The 14,889-nt window shown below is 37.1% G+C and carries 9 protein-coding genes and 1 tRNA gene; 5 read left to right on the forward strand and 5 right to left on the reverse strand.

The annotated features are described in order from the left end of the window. Positions 1 to 14: 14 nt before the first annotated feature. Positions 15 to 90, reverse strand: a tRNA-Phe gene (locus BN338_RS04940). A 400-nt stretch (positions 91 to 490) separates the two neighbouring features. Between BN338_RS04940 and BN338_RS04945 the strand changes: the two genes are divergently transcribed. The 3 genes from BN338_RS04945 to BN338_RS04955 all read left to right on the forward strand — a co-directional run bounded on the left by BN338_RS04945 (position 491) and on the right by BN338_RS04955 (position 4,990). Continuing rightward, positions 491 to 1,654 (forward strand): phosphoserine transaminase, encoded by a 1,164-nt coding sequence (locus BN338_RS04945; RefSeq protein ID WP_039759651.1) that lies wholly within the window; start codon positions 491 to 493, stop codon positions 1,652 to 1,654. A gap of 387 nt (positions 1,655 to 2,041) precedes the next feature. Continuing rightward, complete coding sequence (locus tag BN338_RS04950) at positions 2,042 to 3,331, forward strand: adenylosuccinate synthase (protein ID WP_039759653.1); 1,290 nt, start codon at positions 2,042 to 2,044, stop codon at positions 3,329 to 3,331. Positions 3,332 to 3,568: 237 nt separating this feature from the next. Then, the gene (locus tag BN338_RS04955) at positions 3,569 to 4,990 is read left to right on the forward strand and encodes a hypothetical protein (RefSeq protein WP_039759655.1); all 1,422 of its coding nucleotides are present in this window, start codon (positions 3,569 to 3,571) and stop codon (positions 4,988 to 4,990) included. A gap of 193 nt (positions 4,991 to 5,183) precedes the next feature. Here the strand turns inward: BN338_RS04955 and rpoH are convergent, their stop codons facing one another. From rpoH to BN338_RS04970, 3 genes are all read right to left on the reverse strand, one after another. Further along, complete coding sequence (gene rpoH, locus BN338_RS04960) at positions 5,184 to 6,068, reverse strand: RNA polymerase sigma factor RpoH (RefSeq protein WP_039759657.1); 885 nt, start codon at positions 6,066 to 6,068, stop codon at positions 5,184 to 5,186. A gap of 148 nt (positions 6,069 to 6,216) precedes the next feature. Further along, the gene (locus BN338_RS04965) at positions 6,217 to 7,221 is read right to left on the reverse strand and encodes an RluA family pseudouridine synthase (protein WP_039759659.1); all 1,005 of its coding nucleotides are present in this window, start codon (positions 7,219 to 7,221) and stop codon (positions 6,217 to 6,219) included. A 31-nt stretch (positions 7,222 to 7,252) separates the two neighbouring features. Beyond that, complete coding sequence (locus BN338_RS04970; protein WP_039759662.1) at positions 7,253 to 8,683, reverse strand: aldehyde dehydrogenase family protein; 1,431 nt, start codon at positions 8,681 to 8,683, stop codon at positions 7,253 to 7,255. 459 nt (positions 8,684 to 9,142) lie between these two features. Between BN338_RS04970 and BN338_RS04980 the strand changes: the two genes are divergently transcribed. Both BN338_RS04980 and BN338_RS04985 read left to right on the forward strand, forming a co-directional pair. Continuing rightward, complete coding sequence (locus tag BN338_RS04980; RefSeq protein ID WP_039759665.1) at positions 9,143 to 11,719, forward strand: DNA translocase FtsK; 2,577 nt, start codon at positions 9,143 to 9,145, stop codon at positions 11,717 to 11,719. Positions 11,720 to 12,550: 831 nt separating this feature from the next. Then, positions 12,551 to 14,251: a PAS domain-containing sensor histidine kinase gene (locus BN338_RS04985; RefSeq protein WP_039759667.1), complete on the forward strand. Its 1,701-nt coding sequence runs from the start codon at positions 12,551 to 12,553 to the stop codon at positions 14,249 to 14,251. 17 nt (positions 14,252 to 14,268) lie between these two features. Here BN338_RS04985 and mscL read toward each other — a convergent pair whose 3' ends face one another. Next, positions 14,269 to 14,679: a large conductance mechanosensitive channel protein MscL gene (mscL, locus tag BN338_RS04990; protein ID WP_039759669.1), complete on the reverse strand. Its 411-nt coding sequence runs from the start codon at positions 14,677 to 14,679 to the stop codon at positions 14,269 to 14,271. Between the last annotated feature and the right edge of the window lie 210 nt (positions 14,680 to 14,889).

Below are 14,889 nucleotides of genomic sequence, written 5' to 3' on the forward strand. Positions count from 1 at the left end.
TTAAACAAAAAAAATGGTGCCCAGACGCGGATTCGAACCACGGACACGCGGATTTTCAGTCCGCTGCTCTACCTACTGAGCTATCTGGGCATGCTTCATAAAAAATATAGAGCGTGTGCGGTTATAACATTAAAATTTTCTCTGTCCAGTCATCAAAAGAAAAATAATTGATTTTTTAATCAGTTTGTCTCCCTATTCTGGAGAGATATCAATGAATCTTTATCATAAATAAACTTGATAGGTATATTATGATACGTTAGTGTATCGTTATCAGAATGCTATCTTATCGTGGTGATGATACGAAAAAAATTAAAAGAATCAATTGAGAGGCATGATTTAGAAAGATTTTTTTATAAAGTTTCCGTGATTTTTAAGCCTACGAAATAATAGAAAACATTTTTGATTTTTTTCTAAAAAGACTTTTGATTAGTCTTTATAACAATTTGTTTTTCTTTATAAAGGAAGCAAAATATCTAAAAGGGGAGAAATAATGATAATGTTACAAAAACCAAGCAGTCGTCCCAAGAATACTAATTTTTCTTCAGGTCCTTGTAGCAAACGGCCTGGTTGGACGTTTGATGTTCTTAAAAATGCATTAGTTGGACGTTCGCATAGATCGAGAGAAGCAGAATTAAAACTTGCTGAAGTTGTTAATTTAACCCGTGAGATTCTTGAGGTTCCTTCTGATCATCGTATAGGAATTGTGCCAGGTTCAGATACCGGTGCTGTTGAAGCTTCTTTATGGTCTTTATTAGGTGAGCGTGGCGTTGATATGGCGGCGTGGGAAAGTTTTGGATTTGGCTGGAATAAAGATGTTGTTGAGCAATTAAAACTTTCTGATGTGCGCCGTTTTGAAGCCCCATATGGTGATATACCAGATTTAACCCAGCTTAATTTTGATCGTGATGTTGTTTTTACATGGAATGGGACAACTTCTGGTGTGCGTATTCCTAATGCGGATTTCATTCCGGATAAGCGGTCAGGATTGACCATTTGTGATGCAACATCAGCAGCTTTTGCGCAATATCTTGATTTTTCAAAATTAGATGTTGTTACTTTTTCATGGCAAAAAGTTTTAGGAGGTGAAGCAGCCCATGGTATGGTGATTTTAAGTCCTCGTGCTGTTGAGAGGCTTGAGAATCATGTTCCAGCTTGGCCTATGCCTCAACTTTTCTGTATGACAAAAAATGGAAAATTGAATGAAGATATTTTTAAAGGAAAGATAATCAATACGCCTTCTATGCTTTGTGTTGAGGATTTTCTTGATGGGTTGAAGTGGGCAAAGTCTCTCGGAGGTGCAGCGGCATTAAGAGCACGGGTTGAGAAGAACTCTTCTGTACTCGATGCTTTTGTTCGTAAAACACCATGGTTAGAATATTTGGCAAAAAATCCTGAGGTGCGTTCTAACACATCTATTTGTTTAGATATTGTGGATCCAGTGATTACTGCTTTAGATATTGAAAAGCGAATATCTTTTATAAAAGCGGTTGTAAGTCGTCTTGATGAGGAAGGTGTTGCTTATGATATCGGTTCGTATCGCGATGCTCCTCCTGGGCTTCGAATTTGGGCGGGTATAACGATTGAGGCTTCCGATCTTGAAATTTTAACACAATGGCTTGAATGGGCATACCAAGTTGAAAAAGCACAGCTTTAAATAATGACTGGTGATTCTTACAACGTGTTTTTAAACAGAAAAAATGATACGAGAGATTATGATGATCTTTCGTATTCTTGTATCAGAGAAACAACTTCTAACTGATTGATATAAATTGTAAAAAATTAAGAAGGGAAGTGAATACTTTGCAAGATTTTGGGTAAAGCACAAATTAAAATCTCTAATTTTTTTACTTTTTGTAGCAAAAATGACAGATTTAGAATATTTTGGTGTTTGCTTATCTTTATTATCATAAATTTGAAAATTTAATTACTTGAAGATTGAGAAAAACCTGAAATGAGGAGTCGCACTTGCTCTAAGGTTTCGTTATGAAGAAGTATTTGTTTTTGAATGCTGGTTTTTTGACCAAACACGACGGAGAAAGTTATGGCCAATGTAGTTGTTGTCGGTACACAATGGGGTGATGAAGGCAAAGGTAAAATTGTAGATTGGTTGTCTGAGCGCGCAGATATCGTTGTGAGATATCAGGGCGGACACAATGCAGGCCACACATTGGTTATTGATGGAGTGAGTTATAAATTATCACTTTTACCGTCTGGTTTAGTTCGTGGGAAGTTATCAATTATTGGTAACGGTGTCGTTGTTGATCCTCATCATTTTGTCACAGAATTAAAAAAGTTATGTGATCAGGGTGTAAAAATTACACCAGAAATTTTACGGATTGCTGAAAATGCTCCTTTAATTCTTTCTTTACATCGTGATCTTGATGCGATTCGAGAAAGCGGTTTATCAGGTTTAAAGATTGGGACAACAAAGCGTGGTATTGGGCCGGCTTATGAAGATAAGGTGGGACGTCGAGCTATCCGAGTGATGGATTTAGCTGAAAAAGATACGCTTATGGCTAAAATTGAGCGGCTTTTGAGGCATCATAATGCTTTACGTCGTGGGATGGGTGTTGCAGAGATTGATTCTCAAGCGCTTTATGATGAATTGATGCAAGTTGCAGATAAAATTCTGCCCTTTATGGATTGTACGTGGCGTCTTTTAGATGAAGGTTATCGGGAGGGAAGGTACATTCTTTTTGAAGGGGCGCAGGGTGCTTTACTCGATAATGACTTTGGAACTTATCCTTATGTAACATCATCGAATACAGTTGCTGGGCAAGCATGTACAGGATCTGGAATGGGGCCTAGAGCCATTCATTATGTTTTGGGTATTGCAAAAGCTTATACCACACGTGTTGGAGAAGGACCGTTTCCGACAGAGCAGATAAATGATATTGGTGTGTTTCTTGGGACACGTGGACATGAATTTGGTGTTGTAACGGGTCGAAAGCGTCGATGTGGTTGGTTTGATGCCGTTTTAGTCCGTCAGATGGTAGCAATTTGTGGTGTTCAAGGTATAGCATTGACAAAACTTGATGTTCTGGATGGTTTGGATGAAATAAAAATTTGTATTGGTTATGAGCTTGATGGTAGAAAGATTGATTATTTACCTTCTTCCATGGGAGCTCAAGCCCGTGTACAGCCTATTTATGAAACATTAGAAGGTTGGAAGGAAAAAACGGCCCATACATTGAGATGGGAAGATTTACCAGTGCAGGCTGTTAAATATATACGCTATATCGAAGAACTAATTGATACAAAAGTGGCTTTATTATCTACAAGTCCAGAACGTGAAGATACTATTCTTATTACAGATCCCTTTGCAAATTGATTATTGTTTTTAGGTTTCCATATAAATTCTTTTTTCATTTCTATATCTTTTAACGAAGAGCATTTTTAAGAGCGTGTGAGAGAAAGGTGTAAAATAACATTGTTTATTTTTCATATTCATTTTACATTATTACGATAGTTGCACCAATATAAATGACAATTAATTTATGAGGCTAAAAGGTATTTTGGCTTTAGGGTTGAGATTTCTTTTCTTAGTTTAAGAGAGATTATAGAAGAAATGGTAGATTTCGTTGGAATCTTAAAAAAGGCAATTAATGCGCAAAATAATGTTACACCACAAGTGCGCAAGCGGATTTATAAACGGGCTATCGAAACATTAGAACATCAATTTTTAACAGCGAAAATACCGCAAGTAATAGCAGATGAGCAAAGAAAGATTCTTAAAAATTCTATTACAACTGTTGAAGAAGAATATTTAGCGGTTGAAAAGAAGTTGCTCTCTTCAGTTATTGGATGGAATCCCACAAATATCAATGAAGATAAAAAATATACAAAAAAAACTATATTACCAAAGAATAATGAATTTTCAGTGGTAAACACAAAAAGCAAGCAGGATTTTGTGATATGTTCAAAGGATAACAAGGGGTTTGATGATCCTTGTGTATCAGATATGCCAGAGGCAGAGCCTGTTAATATGGAAGCTTATTTTCCTTCTGAGCATGTTAATCGCTGTACGTTAAAGCTTTCGTCTTCACAAGAAGATAATCCGCATATTGTTTCGCATATTTTTTCTCAAGCTGTACGTCGTGCTAATAAATCATTGGTGCAAAGACGTATTGTGATAAGCGCTGTTTCTGTTGTGAGTTTTGTTGTTTTAACTTTTGGTATTTTATTTATTGGTGGGCGTGTATTTGTATCAAATGATCATCAGTTGTTAGGAGAAAATCTTCAAGCTTCTCATGGGTTACCAAAGGTACTTTCGGTTAAAAGAAAGTTAACACAGCGCTTATTAGAGGATGGGAGTGAAATTGATGTTGGTTTAAAACAAGCAGCAGATTCTTCTGATGAAGAAGGAATATCAACAGTTGTTACCAGCAATTTACAATCGCTTGAAAAATCAGGTGAAGCTGTTTTTTATCAAGCACGTACAAATTATGATGCAGAAAAGGTAGCAACGGGAAGTGCTCGCTGGACGCTTATAAGGGAATCTCATGTAAAGGGGGGGCCGGAAGAGATGGCTATACAAGGTGATATAACAATTCCCGATGAAGGATTGTCATTACGGTTAATTTTACGTCGTAATACCGATCGGTCATTTCCCGCTGCATATATTATGGATCTTATTTTTATTCTTTCTGATAAGTTTTCAGGTAAATCTATAAGCAATGTTAAAGCATTAACCTTTAAAGCGAGTGAACAATCCATTGGACAGACTTTAACAAGAACCATTGCAGCAAAAATTAACGATGATTTTTTTCTTGTTGCATTGAGTGGTAATCATCCATTTCTTGACCGAAATTTACAATTGATGCGAGAATTAGACTGGATACGTTTGGTGTTAACGGATAAAAATGGACGTATAAATGAATTAACCTTTGCAAAAGGACCAACAGGTGAATCTATCTTTAATGAAGTTATTGGACAATGGCTTGCACAACAAGATAAGCTAACAGTTTTTGGTCAAAAGAATAAGACATAAATGTAAGTAAGGTAAAAGATTATTTCTCATCATCCGCTTTTATCAGTCATACTTGGACATATTCAATAAAGCTTACACGTCAATAACTCAAAGAATTCGAAAAGTTCATTTACCAGTACAAAGCCAATAGAGGCTCCTCTCATTCCAATTGAAGAATGTGCAAGCCATTGGCTTTATACCGGATTCTAGAGTCTTATACTTGACTTTGAGATAAAGCAGAATCCCTGATAGAGTTTTGCACTTTTTCAAAGGCACGCATTTCAATTTGTCTTACTCGTTCTCGACTAATGTTAAATTCACCAGAGAGTTCTTCTAGAGTTAATGGTGTATCGTCTAAACGACGTGCTTTGAATATACGCTTTTCGCGGTCACTGAGATTATCCATAGCATTGACAAGCATGGAACGACGATTTTCCAATTCACTTTTTTCAATTAAAATTTGTTCTTGATTATTAGATTCATCCACCAGCCAATCTTGCAACTCACTGCTTTCTCCTTCTGTTGTACGAAGGGATGCGTTGAGTGAAGTATCACCCCCAAGTCGGCGATTCATCGATACAACTTCATCTTCTGTGACATTCAACTGGACCGCAATTTCTTTTACTTGCTCTGCATTGAGGTCACCGCTATCAAGCGCTTGAAGCTTATTTTTTAACTTGCGAAGGTTGAAAAATAAACGCTTTTGATTAGCCGTTGTTCCCATTTTTACCAAACTCCAAGACCGCAAGACATACTCTTGGATTGATGCTTTAATCCACCATATTGCATAGGTTGCAAGACGAAAACCACGCTCTGGTTCAAACCGTTTAACAGCTTGCATAAGGCCAATATTACCCTCTGAAATGACTTCCCCAATCGGGAGCCCATAGCCACGATATCCCATCGCAATTTTAGCGACGAGACGCAAATGACTGGTAACCAACTTATGTGCAGCTTTTAGATCATTATGCTCACGGTAACGTTGAGCTAACATGTATTCTTCTTTTGGCTCAAGTATCGGAAAACGACGCACTTCCTCCAAGTAACGGTTTAATCCACCATCACCTGTGATAACTGATAACAAATTTATATGGGCCATATAGCACCCTCCTTTTATCTGAATTCCCTGAAAAGGCAAATTCTATGTTTAAGATAGCAAACTATCCTTGTAACTTCACTTTAGCATATTTTTCAATTTTGTTCAAAAAAAGATATTTTATTGTGAAATCTTGAGACGGGAAAAAGTTTCAATTCATTTTTTTTAAATGCTTAATAAGTTGAGCCATATCTTGTGGCAGCGGTGCGGAAAACGACATAACTTTACCGGAAGAAGGATGTCCAAAAGTAAGACTTGTGGCATGGAGTGCGTGTCGGTTGAATTGATCGATTGCATTTTTAATAGTGGGGTTGAGTGTATTTGATTTTGTTTTAAAAGCGTTTCCATAAACCGTATCACCTACGAGTGGATGTCCGATATGAGCCATATGAACACGGATTTGATGGGTGCGTCCGGTTTCCAGACGACATTCCAGAAGGCTAGCAAAAGATTTCAAGTCTGCATGAGTACCATATTTTTCAAGCAGAGAAAAATGTGTAACAGCATGACGAGCATGAGGGTTTTGGTTATGAACGACAGCTTGCTTTGTTCGGTTATGGGGCGAACGGCCAAGTGATGCATCAATTGTCCAAGTACTGCGGTGAGGTGTCCCCCAAATCAAGGCATGATAGCGTCGATCTAGTGCGCAGGTTCGTCCATGATCAGAAAATTGAGCACTGAGACTCTTGTGAGCGAGATCATTTTTTGCAACCACCATAACACCGCTTGTATTTTTATCAAGACGATGGACAATGCCAGGACGTTTAACACCACCTATACCAGATAAACTATTCCCACAGTGGTAAATAAGGGCATTAACCAACGTACCAGTCCAATTGCCATTCCCAGGATGAACAACAAGGCCCGCTGGTTTGTTAATAACGATGACATGATCATCTTCAAAAAGAATGTCCAATGCAATGGCTTCAGCGCTAGGTTCTGCATCACGAAGGTTAGGCATTTCCAATTCAATTATTTGGTTCGGTTTTAATTTTGTTTTTGGTTCCTTTATGAATTGACCATCAATTTTAAGACAGCCTTCACGGATGAGGGTTTGCAAACGTGAACGTGAGAGCACATCATGGTATTCTTTTGCAAGCCACTGATCAAGACGTTGCCCCAGAGCACCTTCATCCGTTACTTTTTGTATGACCATACGATTCCTATTAGGTTTTTAATAAGATTTTTTACCAGTATGAAATTGCTTTGCTATCGAGAAATTCTTTAATTCCCCAATGTCCCCCTTCACGGGCGCGTCCAGAGAATTTTACACCTCCAAAGTAGCTTCCATCCGGTAATCCATGTCCATTAACTTCTACCATACCGGATCGTACTTGTGCTGCAATACGACGACATTTGTTACGATCTTGTGATTGAATATAGTTTGTCAGACCATATTCAGTGTCATTTGCTAAAGCGATGGCTTCTTCTTCTGTATTGAAAGAAAGAATCGAGAGAACTGGACCAAAGATTTCTTCTTTGAAAATACGCATATGAGGTTTTACATCAGCAAAGACTGTGGGACGGACATAATAACCACGTTCCATCCCTATCGGTAAACCGGTTCCGCCTGCAACAAGAGTTGCCCCTTCATCAATTCCCGATTGGATAAGATTTTGAATTTTGTCATATTGTTGTTTTGAAACGACGGGTCCAATATGATTACCTTCTTGGCAGTTTGGTCCTACTTTTGTCGTTTCTGCAATATCTTTGGCTATTTTGATGGCTTTGTCATAGATGTTCTGTTCCACAAGCATACGAGTTGGTGCATTACAACTTTGTCCACTATTATAAAAGCAATGTCGCGCACCTCGCTGAATCGCCTCTGAGTCGGCATCAGCAAAGATAATATTTGCTCCTTTCCCTCCAAGTTCCAGACAGACTCTTTTTAAAGTAGCGCTAGCATTTTTAGAAATATCTTTTCCTGCTCTGGTTGAACCCGTAAAGCTGATCATTTCTAAATCTGGATGTGCTGAAAGATAAGAGCCGACAGTTGCGCCATCACCATTGATTAAATTAAAAACACCCGCCGGAAGTGCGGCTTCATCTAAAAATTCAGCAAAAAGCATAGCAGAAAGAGGTGCAATTTCAGAGGGTTTTAGCACCATGGTACAGCCAGCCAAGAGAGCAGGGATAACTTTAAGAGTTACCTGATTCATGGGCCAATTCCATGGCGTAATTAATCCTACGACGCCGATAGGGTCGTAGTGAAGGATTGCTTTCTCATTTCCCTTTATTAAAGTTTCTTGGAATGAAAACTCTTTATAAGCTTCGATAAAATCGCGAATGTGGGAACTGCCGGTTGCGGTTTGCGCATTAAGCGCCATATCAATCGGTGCTCCCATTTCCATTGAAATGGTTTTAGCCATTTCTTTGGAACGTTTTTCATAGATCTCTAAAATTTTTTCAACGAATCCAAGACGCTCGCTTGGTGACGTTGTTTTCCATTTTTGAAACGCTTCTTTCGCTGCGTTAATTGCTTTATCGGCATCTTTTGTGCTTCCAAGGCTAATGACAGCACAAGCTTCTTCTGTTGATGGATTAATGACGTCAAAATCGTGAGGAGTACTTGGATCATCCCATAGGCCATTGATATAAAATTTCCGTTTATTAAACATAATTTACTCCCTTTTTTCTATTTTTGCTTATGTAATTATGATCGTCTTAGTCTAAGCCTTTTTAAACGAGGATAACAAGGAGAATCTTATGAAAATGCCAGAAATTAGATTGTGTTATGCTTATCAAATATGGAGCGTTAAATAGAGAAATACTTCTATAACGGGTTGTTATTGAAACTAATCGTTTTTATAATGGAAAAGGGAAAAAGAGGTATAGACGATTTTTTAATGCTTTTTATCATGAAGTTTTTTATTCAAAATAAATGAAATACGAGCGATAGAACACCATAAATTGGGAAATTTACTTCGTAAATCTTAAAAGAGAATATTATGCATTTAGGCTTATTTTTTTCATTAAAAAATACCATCAGCAAAAAGTTATTAACCTTCATATGATAGTCTCTACGAATTCTTTTTGAAAATGTCATTTTTCTCATTGCTCTAAATTTGTTGGGTGCCATGCATAATTCGAAAACAAAATCTATTTCTACGTCTTCTTTTTCTGATGATGGTAAGGAAGGTGCATCAAGAGAAGATTTATCTATTAAGATTACTGAGATATTTCCTTATCCGGAAGTGTGGAAAAAGGCATTTGCTCTCGGAAAAAATGTTCGTTTTACGCGAACACCAGAAGTTGAGATTTTACGTCGTCGTATAGAAGCAGATCCAATTTTTGCAAAACAATTTAAAATTTTTACGAAGCAAGATAGAAAAAAAATTACAGACATTGTACATTGTAACAAGAAGATAACAAACGTTCCATCGACAAAAAAAGTCATTAATCCCCAATCGATAGAGAATAAAACCTCGGTTTGTCATTCAACGGTTTTAAAGCAGTTGTCACAGCAGGCTATTAGCATACCATTAGCCCATATTCCCCTTAAGGAAAATAAACAAGAGCATGAATTCCAAGTGAAAAATGCGCTACAAGAAATAAAGCCTGCTTTGCACCTTTCCGATGATGCATTTTTTGAGTGTGGATCTTTGATATTTGAACATATGGATACTCAAACTTCAAAAGAGGATAGCACACCGATTGATACAACAAATGAAATGACACCTGATGTTCCTTCAGCGTTTGATGAGTCAATAACTGCTCTTTATCGTGTGCTTGAATACCGCTTTCCGCAGCTCTATGATTCAATTACATTAGAGTCTCCAGCGGAAATGATAAGAGGCGTTGAGCAAATTTCTGATTTAATGAATACGAATAATGAGACTATGAAGGAGTCTAAAGAGTTTCACTCTAAGCTTTCTATTGAAGAGTCTGCTGACCTGTTAAATGGTACTAAGGCTTTAAGTGATACTGGGGAAACTATAGAGACTGAAGAAACCCATAATACTGTTGCCCATAAGACTATCGATTGTATAACAGAAGGTATCACAAAGAATTCAAAAGAGTTGTCTGTGATGCAAGCAAACAGTAAAACTAAAACATTACAATCTACCCACGCATCATTAGGCCATTATAATTCTTCTTTTACGAAAAATATTCAATCTATTGACAGTGATGTTTATGAATTTCCTCCGATCAATTTATTACAAAAACCTGTTTTTCATGAAGGGACGATGATTTCTCAGGAAACATTAGAACGTGGTGCTGGACTTTTGGAAAGTGTTTTGGAAGATTTTGGCATTAAGGGTGAAATTATCCATGTTCATCCGGGGCCAGTAGTAACAATGTATGAATTTGAGCCCGCAGCGGGTGTAAAGTCATCGCGTGTTATTAATCTTTCTGATGATATTGCGCGTTCTATGTCTGCTATTTCTACACGCGTTGCTGTCATTCCTGGACGTAATGTTATTGGGATTGAGTTGCCCAATGCGGTTCGTGAGACGGTTTATTTACGGGAATTAATCCAAACGCGTTCTTTTCGTGAAAGTGAATTTAAACTTGCTCTTGCTTTGGGGAAAGGGATTAATGGTGAACCTGTTATTGCAGAATTAGCAAAGATGCCTCATTTATTGGTTGCAGGGACAACAGGATCAGGAAAATCTGTTGCAATTAATACAATGATTTTATCCATTCTTTATCGTATGACGCCACAGCAGTGTCGTTTGATCATGGTCGATCCTAAAATGTTAGAGCTTTCTGTTTATGATGGCATTCCACATCTTTTAACACCTGTTGTAACAGATCCTAAAAAAGCGGTAACCGCTTTAAAATGGGCAGTTCGAGAAATGGAAGATCGTTATCGCAAAATGGCTAAGTTAGGTGTGCGTAATATTGATGGTTTTAATGCACGCGTTACACTTGCGGCTCAAAAAGGCGAAACAATCATGTGTACCGTGCAGTCGGGTTTTGATAAAGAAACAGGAGAAATGCTTTATCATGAAGAAGCCATGGATCTTACACAACTTCCTTATATCGTCGTGATTGTTGATGAGATGGCTGATCTCATGATGGTGGCAGGGAAAGAAATTGAGAATGCCATTCAGCGCTTAGCGCAAATGGCGCGTGCGGCAGGTATTCATCTTATTATGGCAACGCAGCGCCCTTCTGTTGATGTTATCACAGGGACAATTAAAGCAAACTTTCCTACCCGCATTTCTTTTCAGGTTACATCAAAAATTGATAGTCGTACGATTTTAGGTGAACAGGGGGCTGAAACACTTTTAGGTCAAGGAGATATGCTTCATATGGCAGGTGGGGGACGCATTGTGCGCGTTCATGGCCCTTTTGTCTCTGATGAAGAAGTTGAATCTGTCGTTACACATCTTAAAATGCAAGGAAAACCTGATTATTTAGCAACGGTTACAGATAATGAAGACGAAAACAATGAGGATGCTTCTACTGATTCAACGACTGAAGTTTCTGAGGAAGAAAATTTTGATGAAGAGGGTGAGAGACTTTATAATCAAGCTGTAAAGATTGTTATGCGTGATAAAAAATGTTCAACGTCTTATATTCAGCGCAGACTTGCAATCGGTTATAATAAAGCAGCCTCTCTCGTCGAGCGTATGGAAGAAAAAGGCATTGTGGGAGCTGCTAATCATGTTGGAAAACGTGAAATTCTACTCAATGAAAGAAAATAAATAGGTACATGTAAGAAAGCATATTTAAAAATATGTGATTTTTAAAATATTTGACAGTCATTATTTAAATAGAGAATACGTGTTCTATTTTTTTAGCAGACGTGACCATCTATTTATTTTTTTGAGAGTAATATTAAAAAAGAGTAATATTAAAGAATTGAGTGGAGAGTCATAAAGTGGCCTTTTGATTACTCATGAGGAGAACAAGCTGATATAAAGGATGGAGATGTTTTTAGCATTTCTAGATGATTTTGAATGTGAATAAATGAAGTAAATCTTTATATGAGAACGGATGATTTCTATTCTCTTTTCTTATTGCAAAAAGATTCTTTGATCAAATAATACGGTGGTATATTTTCTATTTTTAGCAGTTTTGATCAATGGGGTCATAATCCTTATGAAGAATAGGTCGTTATGTATGATGAGGGCACGAGCGAATTCCTTCAGGAATATAAAAATGGCAAGGACGAATGCTTTAATATCCTTTATGGGGACCTTTATATATTTTAGATGCTGTCATAAAATAAGCTTGAAATCAGATGTCTCTTTAAGACAGGTATATGAATGCGAAAAATAAATGTATTCTTCTAGGAGTACTGTTTTACCTGAGGTGCATGTTTCTATTATTGTAATAAGCTTTCTTGCAATAATGGGCGAATAAGCAATAGCGCTGGAGGATTCTTTTGACTCTTGTTTTGTTGATGAAACAGTCAAAATTTTGCTACAGATAATTGATAATGAGATATCAAGTTATTTAAACGAGAGCAGGTAGTTGTAAATAAATTAGCATTATTCATTTGAGAGTCAGTCAACACTTTTTTAGTTTTAATTATGCCATTAAAAGCAGATGAGTTAAATACGAATAAATTAAAATGTAAGCAAGAGGCTTTTTGTTTTACACCAGAGCTTTTGCCACGGCCTTTTACGTGGAAAGTCGATCGAAACGGTTTATTTTGTGAAGTCTCAAAAGAACTATCTGAAGCAGTTGGTCCTCTCTCCTCTTCCATTTTAGGGTGTAGTTTTCATAAGCTTGCTCATCAATTTAATGATGAGAGATATCTTGTTCTCAGTCGTTTTATTGAAACGGCTATGCCGTGGAGTAAAGAGATTGTTCGATGGCCCGTTGATGGTTGTTCACAATGGCTTGATGTTGAATTATCGGCTTTGCCAATTTTTGATGTTAAAAAGCAGCTTGAGGGATTTTGTGGTTTTGGCGTTTTAAAAATACAAGGAAAAGTTCAAGAACAAAGAGATGAGAAGCTGGAAACGGAAATGCTGCGTCTTACGGAGATAGAATGCTCAGCTTTTCACGAGATTGCAGAGCAATTACGTGATGAATTGAATTCATCGGTAAAGGAAGAGAATTTTATTGAAGAAACTGCTATTCAATTACCATATCCACGGATATTGCCGGTAAATGCTATAGAACAAGCTTTCATAAAAGAACCCGCTGCGGTTTTATCATTGTTGGAGACAGCAACAGATGGTGTTTTATGGTTAGATGAACAGGGCTTTATTCAATCGGCGAGTAGAGCAGCTTTAGCATTAATGGGTTATGAAATAAATGAACTACGAGGACAGCCACTCTCTTCATTATTCACTTTACAAAGCCGATTTTTGGTTGAACAATATTTTAAATTAATCCGTATGAATGGGGAAAGTCAGGTTTTAAATCGCAGCGAAACAGCTGATTTAATGACGAAAAGTCATAAAAATATAACCGTTTTGATAACGATTGTATTTTTGGCACAGCAAGGCAATTATGCTGTTATGTTGCGTGATAGGACAAAAACAGTTTCATTAGGAGAAAAAAAAGCGGAAGAGAATAAAATCGTTGAAGTTGTTCATGAAATACGAACACCTTTGAATGCTCTTATTGGTTTTGCAGAAATTATGAGAGAAGGCCGTTTTGGTTTGATAGAAAATGAGCGTTATCATGGATATTTACGCGATATTATCTCCTCTGGAAAACATATATTATCGCTCATTAATGAATTACTAGAATGTTCGAAAGTAAATTGTTCTAGTCCAAATAACCAGATTGATTCTTCTCTTATTTCTGAAACATTTGATGTGATATCTTGTTTACGTGCGACGATAGCTTTTCTTGAAACTCAAGCCAATCATAACGGTATTATCATGCGCATTGTTGCTCCACCGCATGTTCCATTTATTCCTGTATCACAACAAATATTTCGTCAGATTATATGGAATCTTCTTTCCAATGCCATTCGTTTTACCCCCTTGGGTGGACAGATTATTGTTCATGTTTCTTATAGAAAAGAACGCGTAAAAATATCCGTGAGTGATAATGGCATAGGGATGAGCGAAGAGGAAATTGTACAGGCACTACAACCTTATGGTCAAGTAGAGCGCAAAGATGGACGATCTGGTGACAGTGCTTTTATGGGAACAGGCTTAGGACTCCCAATGAGTAAGGCAATGGTGGAAGAAAGTGGGGGAGAATTTTTATTGTTCTCAAAACCCAATCATGGAACAACTGTGGAAATGTTTTTTCCTCATGTTCCATGATGTAAATTGTATTAAATTTACTTTTTCTTAGCCAAGAGATCTCTAATTTCTGTTAAAAGTTGTTCTTCTGAAGAGATTTTTTTAGAGTTTTCTCCTTCTTCTTTTCTACGTATTTTATTCATAGCTTTAACGAAGAGAAAAAGAACCCAAGCAATAATGAGGAAATTGATCAGTAAAGTGATAAAGTGCCCATAGCTAATGGTTGCTCCAGCTGCTTTAGCGGCACTCAATGTCGCTTGTTTTTCACCAGCAAGTTGAATAAACATATTAGAAAAATCAATTCCACCTGTAATAAGTCCAATGATTGGCATAAAAATATCATTGACAATTGAGTTAACTAAGCTACCAAAAGCGCCCCCGATAATCACACCGATAGCAAGATCAATCATATTACCTTTTAGGGCAAATTCTTTGAATTCTTTAAACATTGCGGTCTCCCCTTTATATAAGCGATATACGGTAATCTACTTACCGCTTTTGATGAAAAAGGAAAGGGCAGATTTTATTTTTAGGAGTGTACTACAACATTCATATTATTTTCCAAGAACTTTATGAGGCTTAATCAATAGCTCTATGGAGTCTATTGGAATGTATATCTATTTCGTAGAGAAAAGCTTTTTTGATAAAAACTGTATCTG

The organism is Bartonella queenslandensis AUST/NH15 (assembly GCF_000312585.1).
Lineage (GTDB): Bacteria > Pseudomonadota > Alphaproteobacteria > Rhizobiales > Rhizobiaceae > Bartonella > Bartonella queenslandensis_A.

Bases quoted from the DNA above. Each gene is read 5' to 3' on its own strand.
- rpoH (WP_039759657.1), bottom strand. From the start codon at position 6,068: ATGGCCCATATAAATTTGTTATCAGTTATCACAGGTGATGGTGGATTA.
- BN338_RS04955 (WP_039759655.1), top strand. From the start codon at position 3,569: ATGGTAGATTTCGTTGGAATCTTAAAAAAGGCAATTAATGCGCAAAAT.
- BN338_RS04950 (WP_039759653.1), top strand. From the start codon at position 2,042: ATGGCCAATGTAGTTGTTGTCGGTACACAATGGGGTGATGAAGGCAAA.
- BN338_RS04980 (WP_039759665.1), top strand. From the start codon at position 9,143: ATGCATAATTCGAAAACAAAATCTATTTCTACGTCTTCTTTTTCTGAT.
- BN338_RS04945 (WP_039759651.1), top strand. From the start codon at position 491: ATGATAATGTTACAAAAACCAAGCAGTCGTCCCAAGAATACTAATTTT.
- mscL (WP_039759669.1), bottom strand. From the start codon at position 14,679: ATGTTTAAAGAATTCAAAGAATTTGCCCTAAAAGGTAATATGATTGAT.
- BN338_RS04985 (WP_039759667.1), top strand. From the start codon at position 12,551: ATGCCATTAAAAGCAGATGAGTTAAATACGAATAAATTAAAATGTAAG.
- BN338_RS04965 (WP_039759659.1), bottom strand. From the start codon at position 7,221: ATGGTCATACAAAAAGTAACGGATGAAGGTGCTCTGGGGCAACGTCTT.
- BN338_RS04970 (WP_039759662.1), bottom strand. From the start codon at position 8,683: ATGTTTAATAAACGGAAATTTTATATCAATGGCCTATGGGATGATCCA.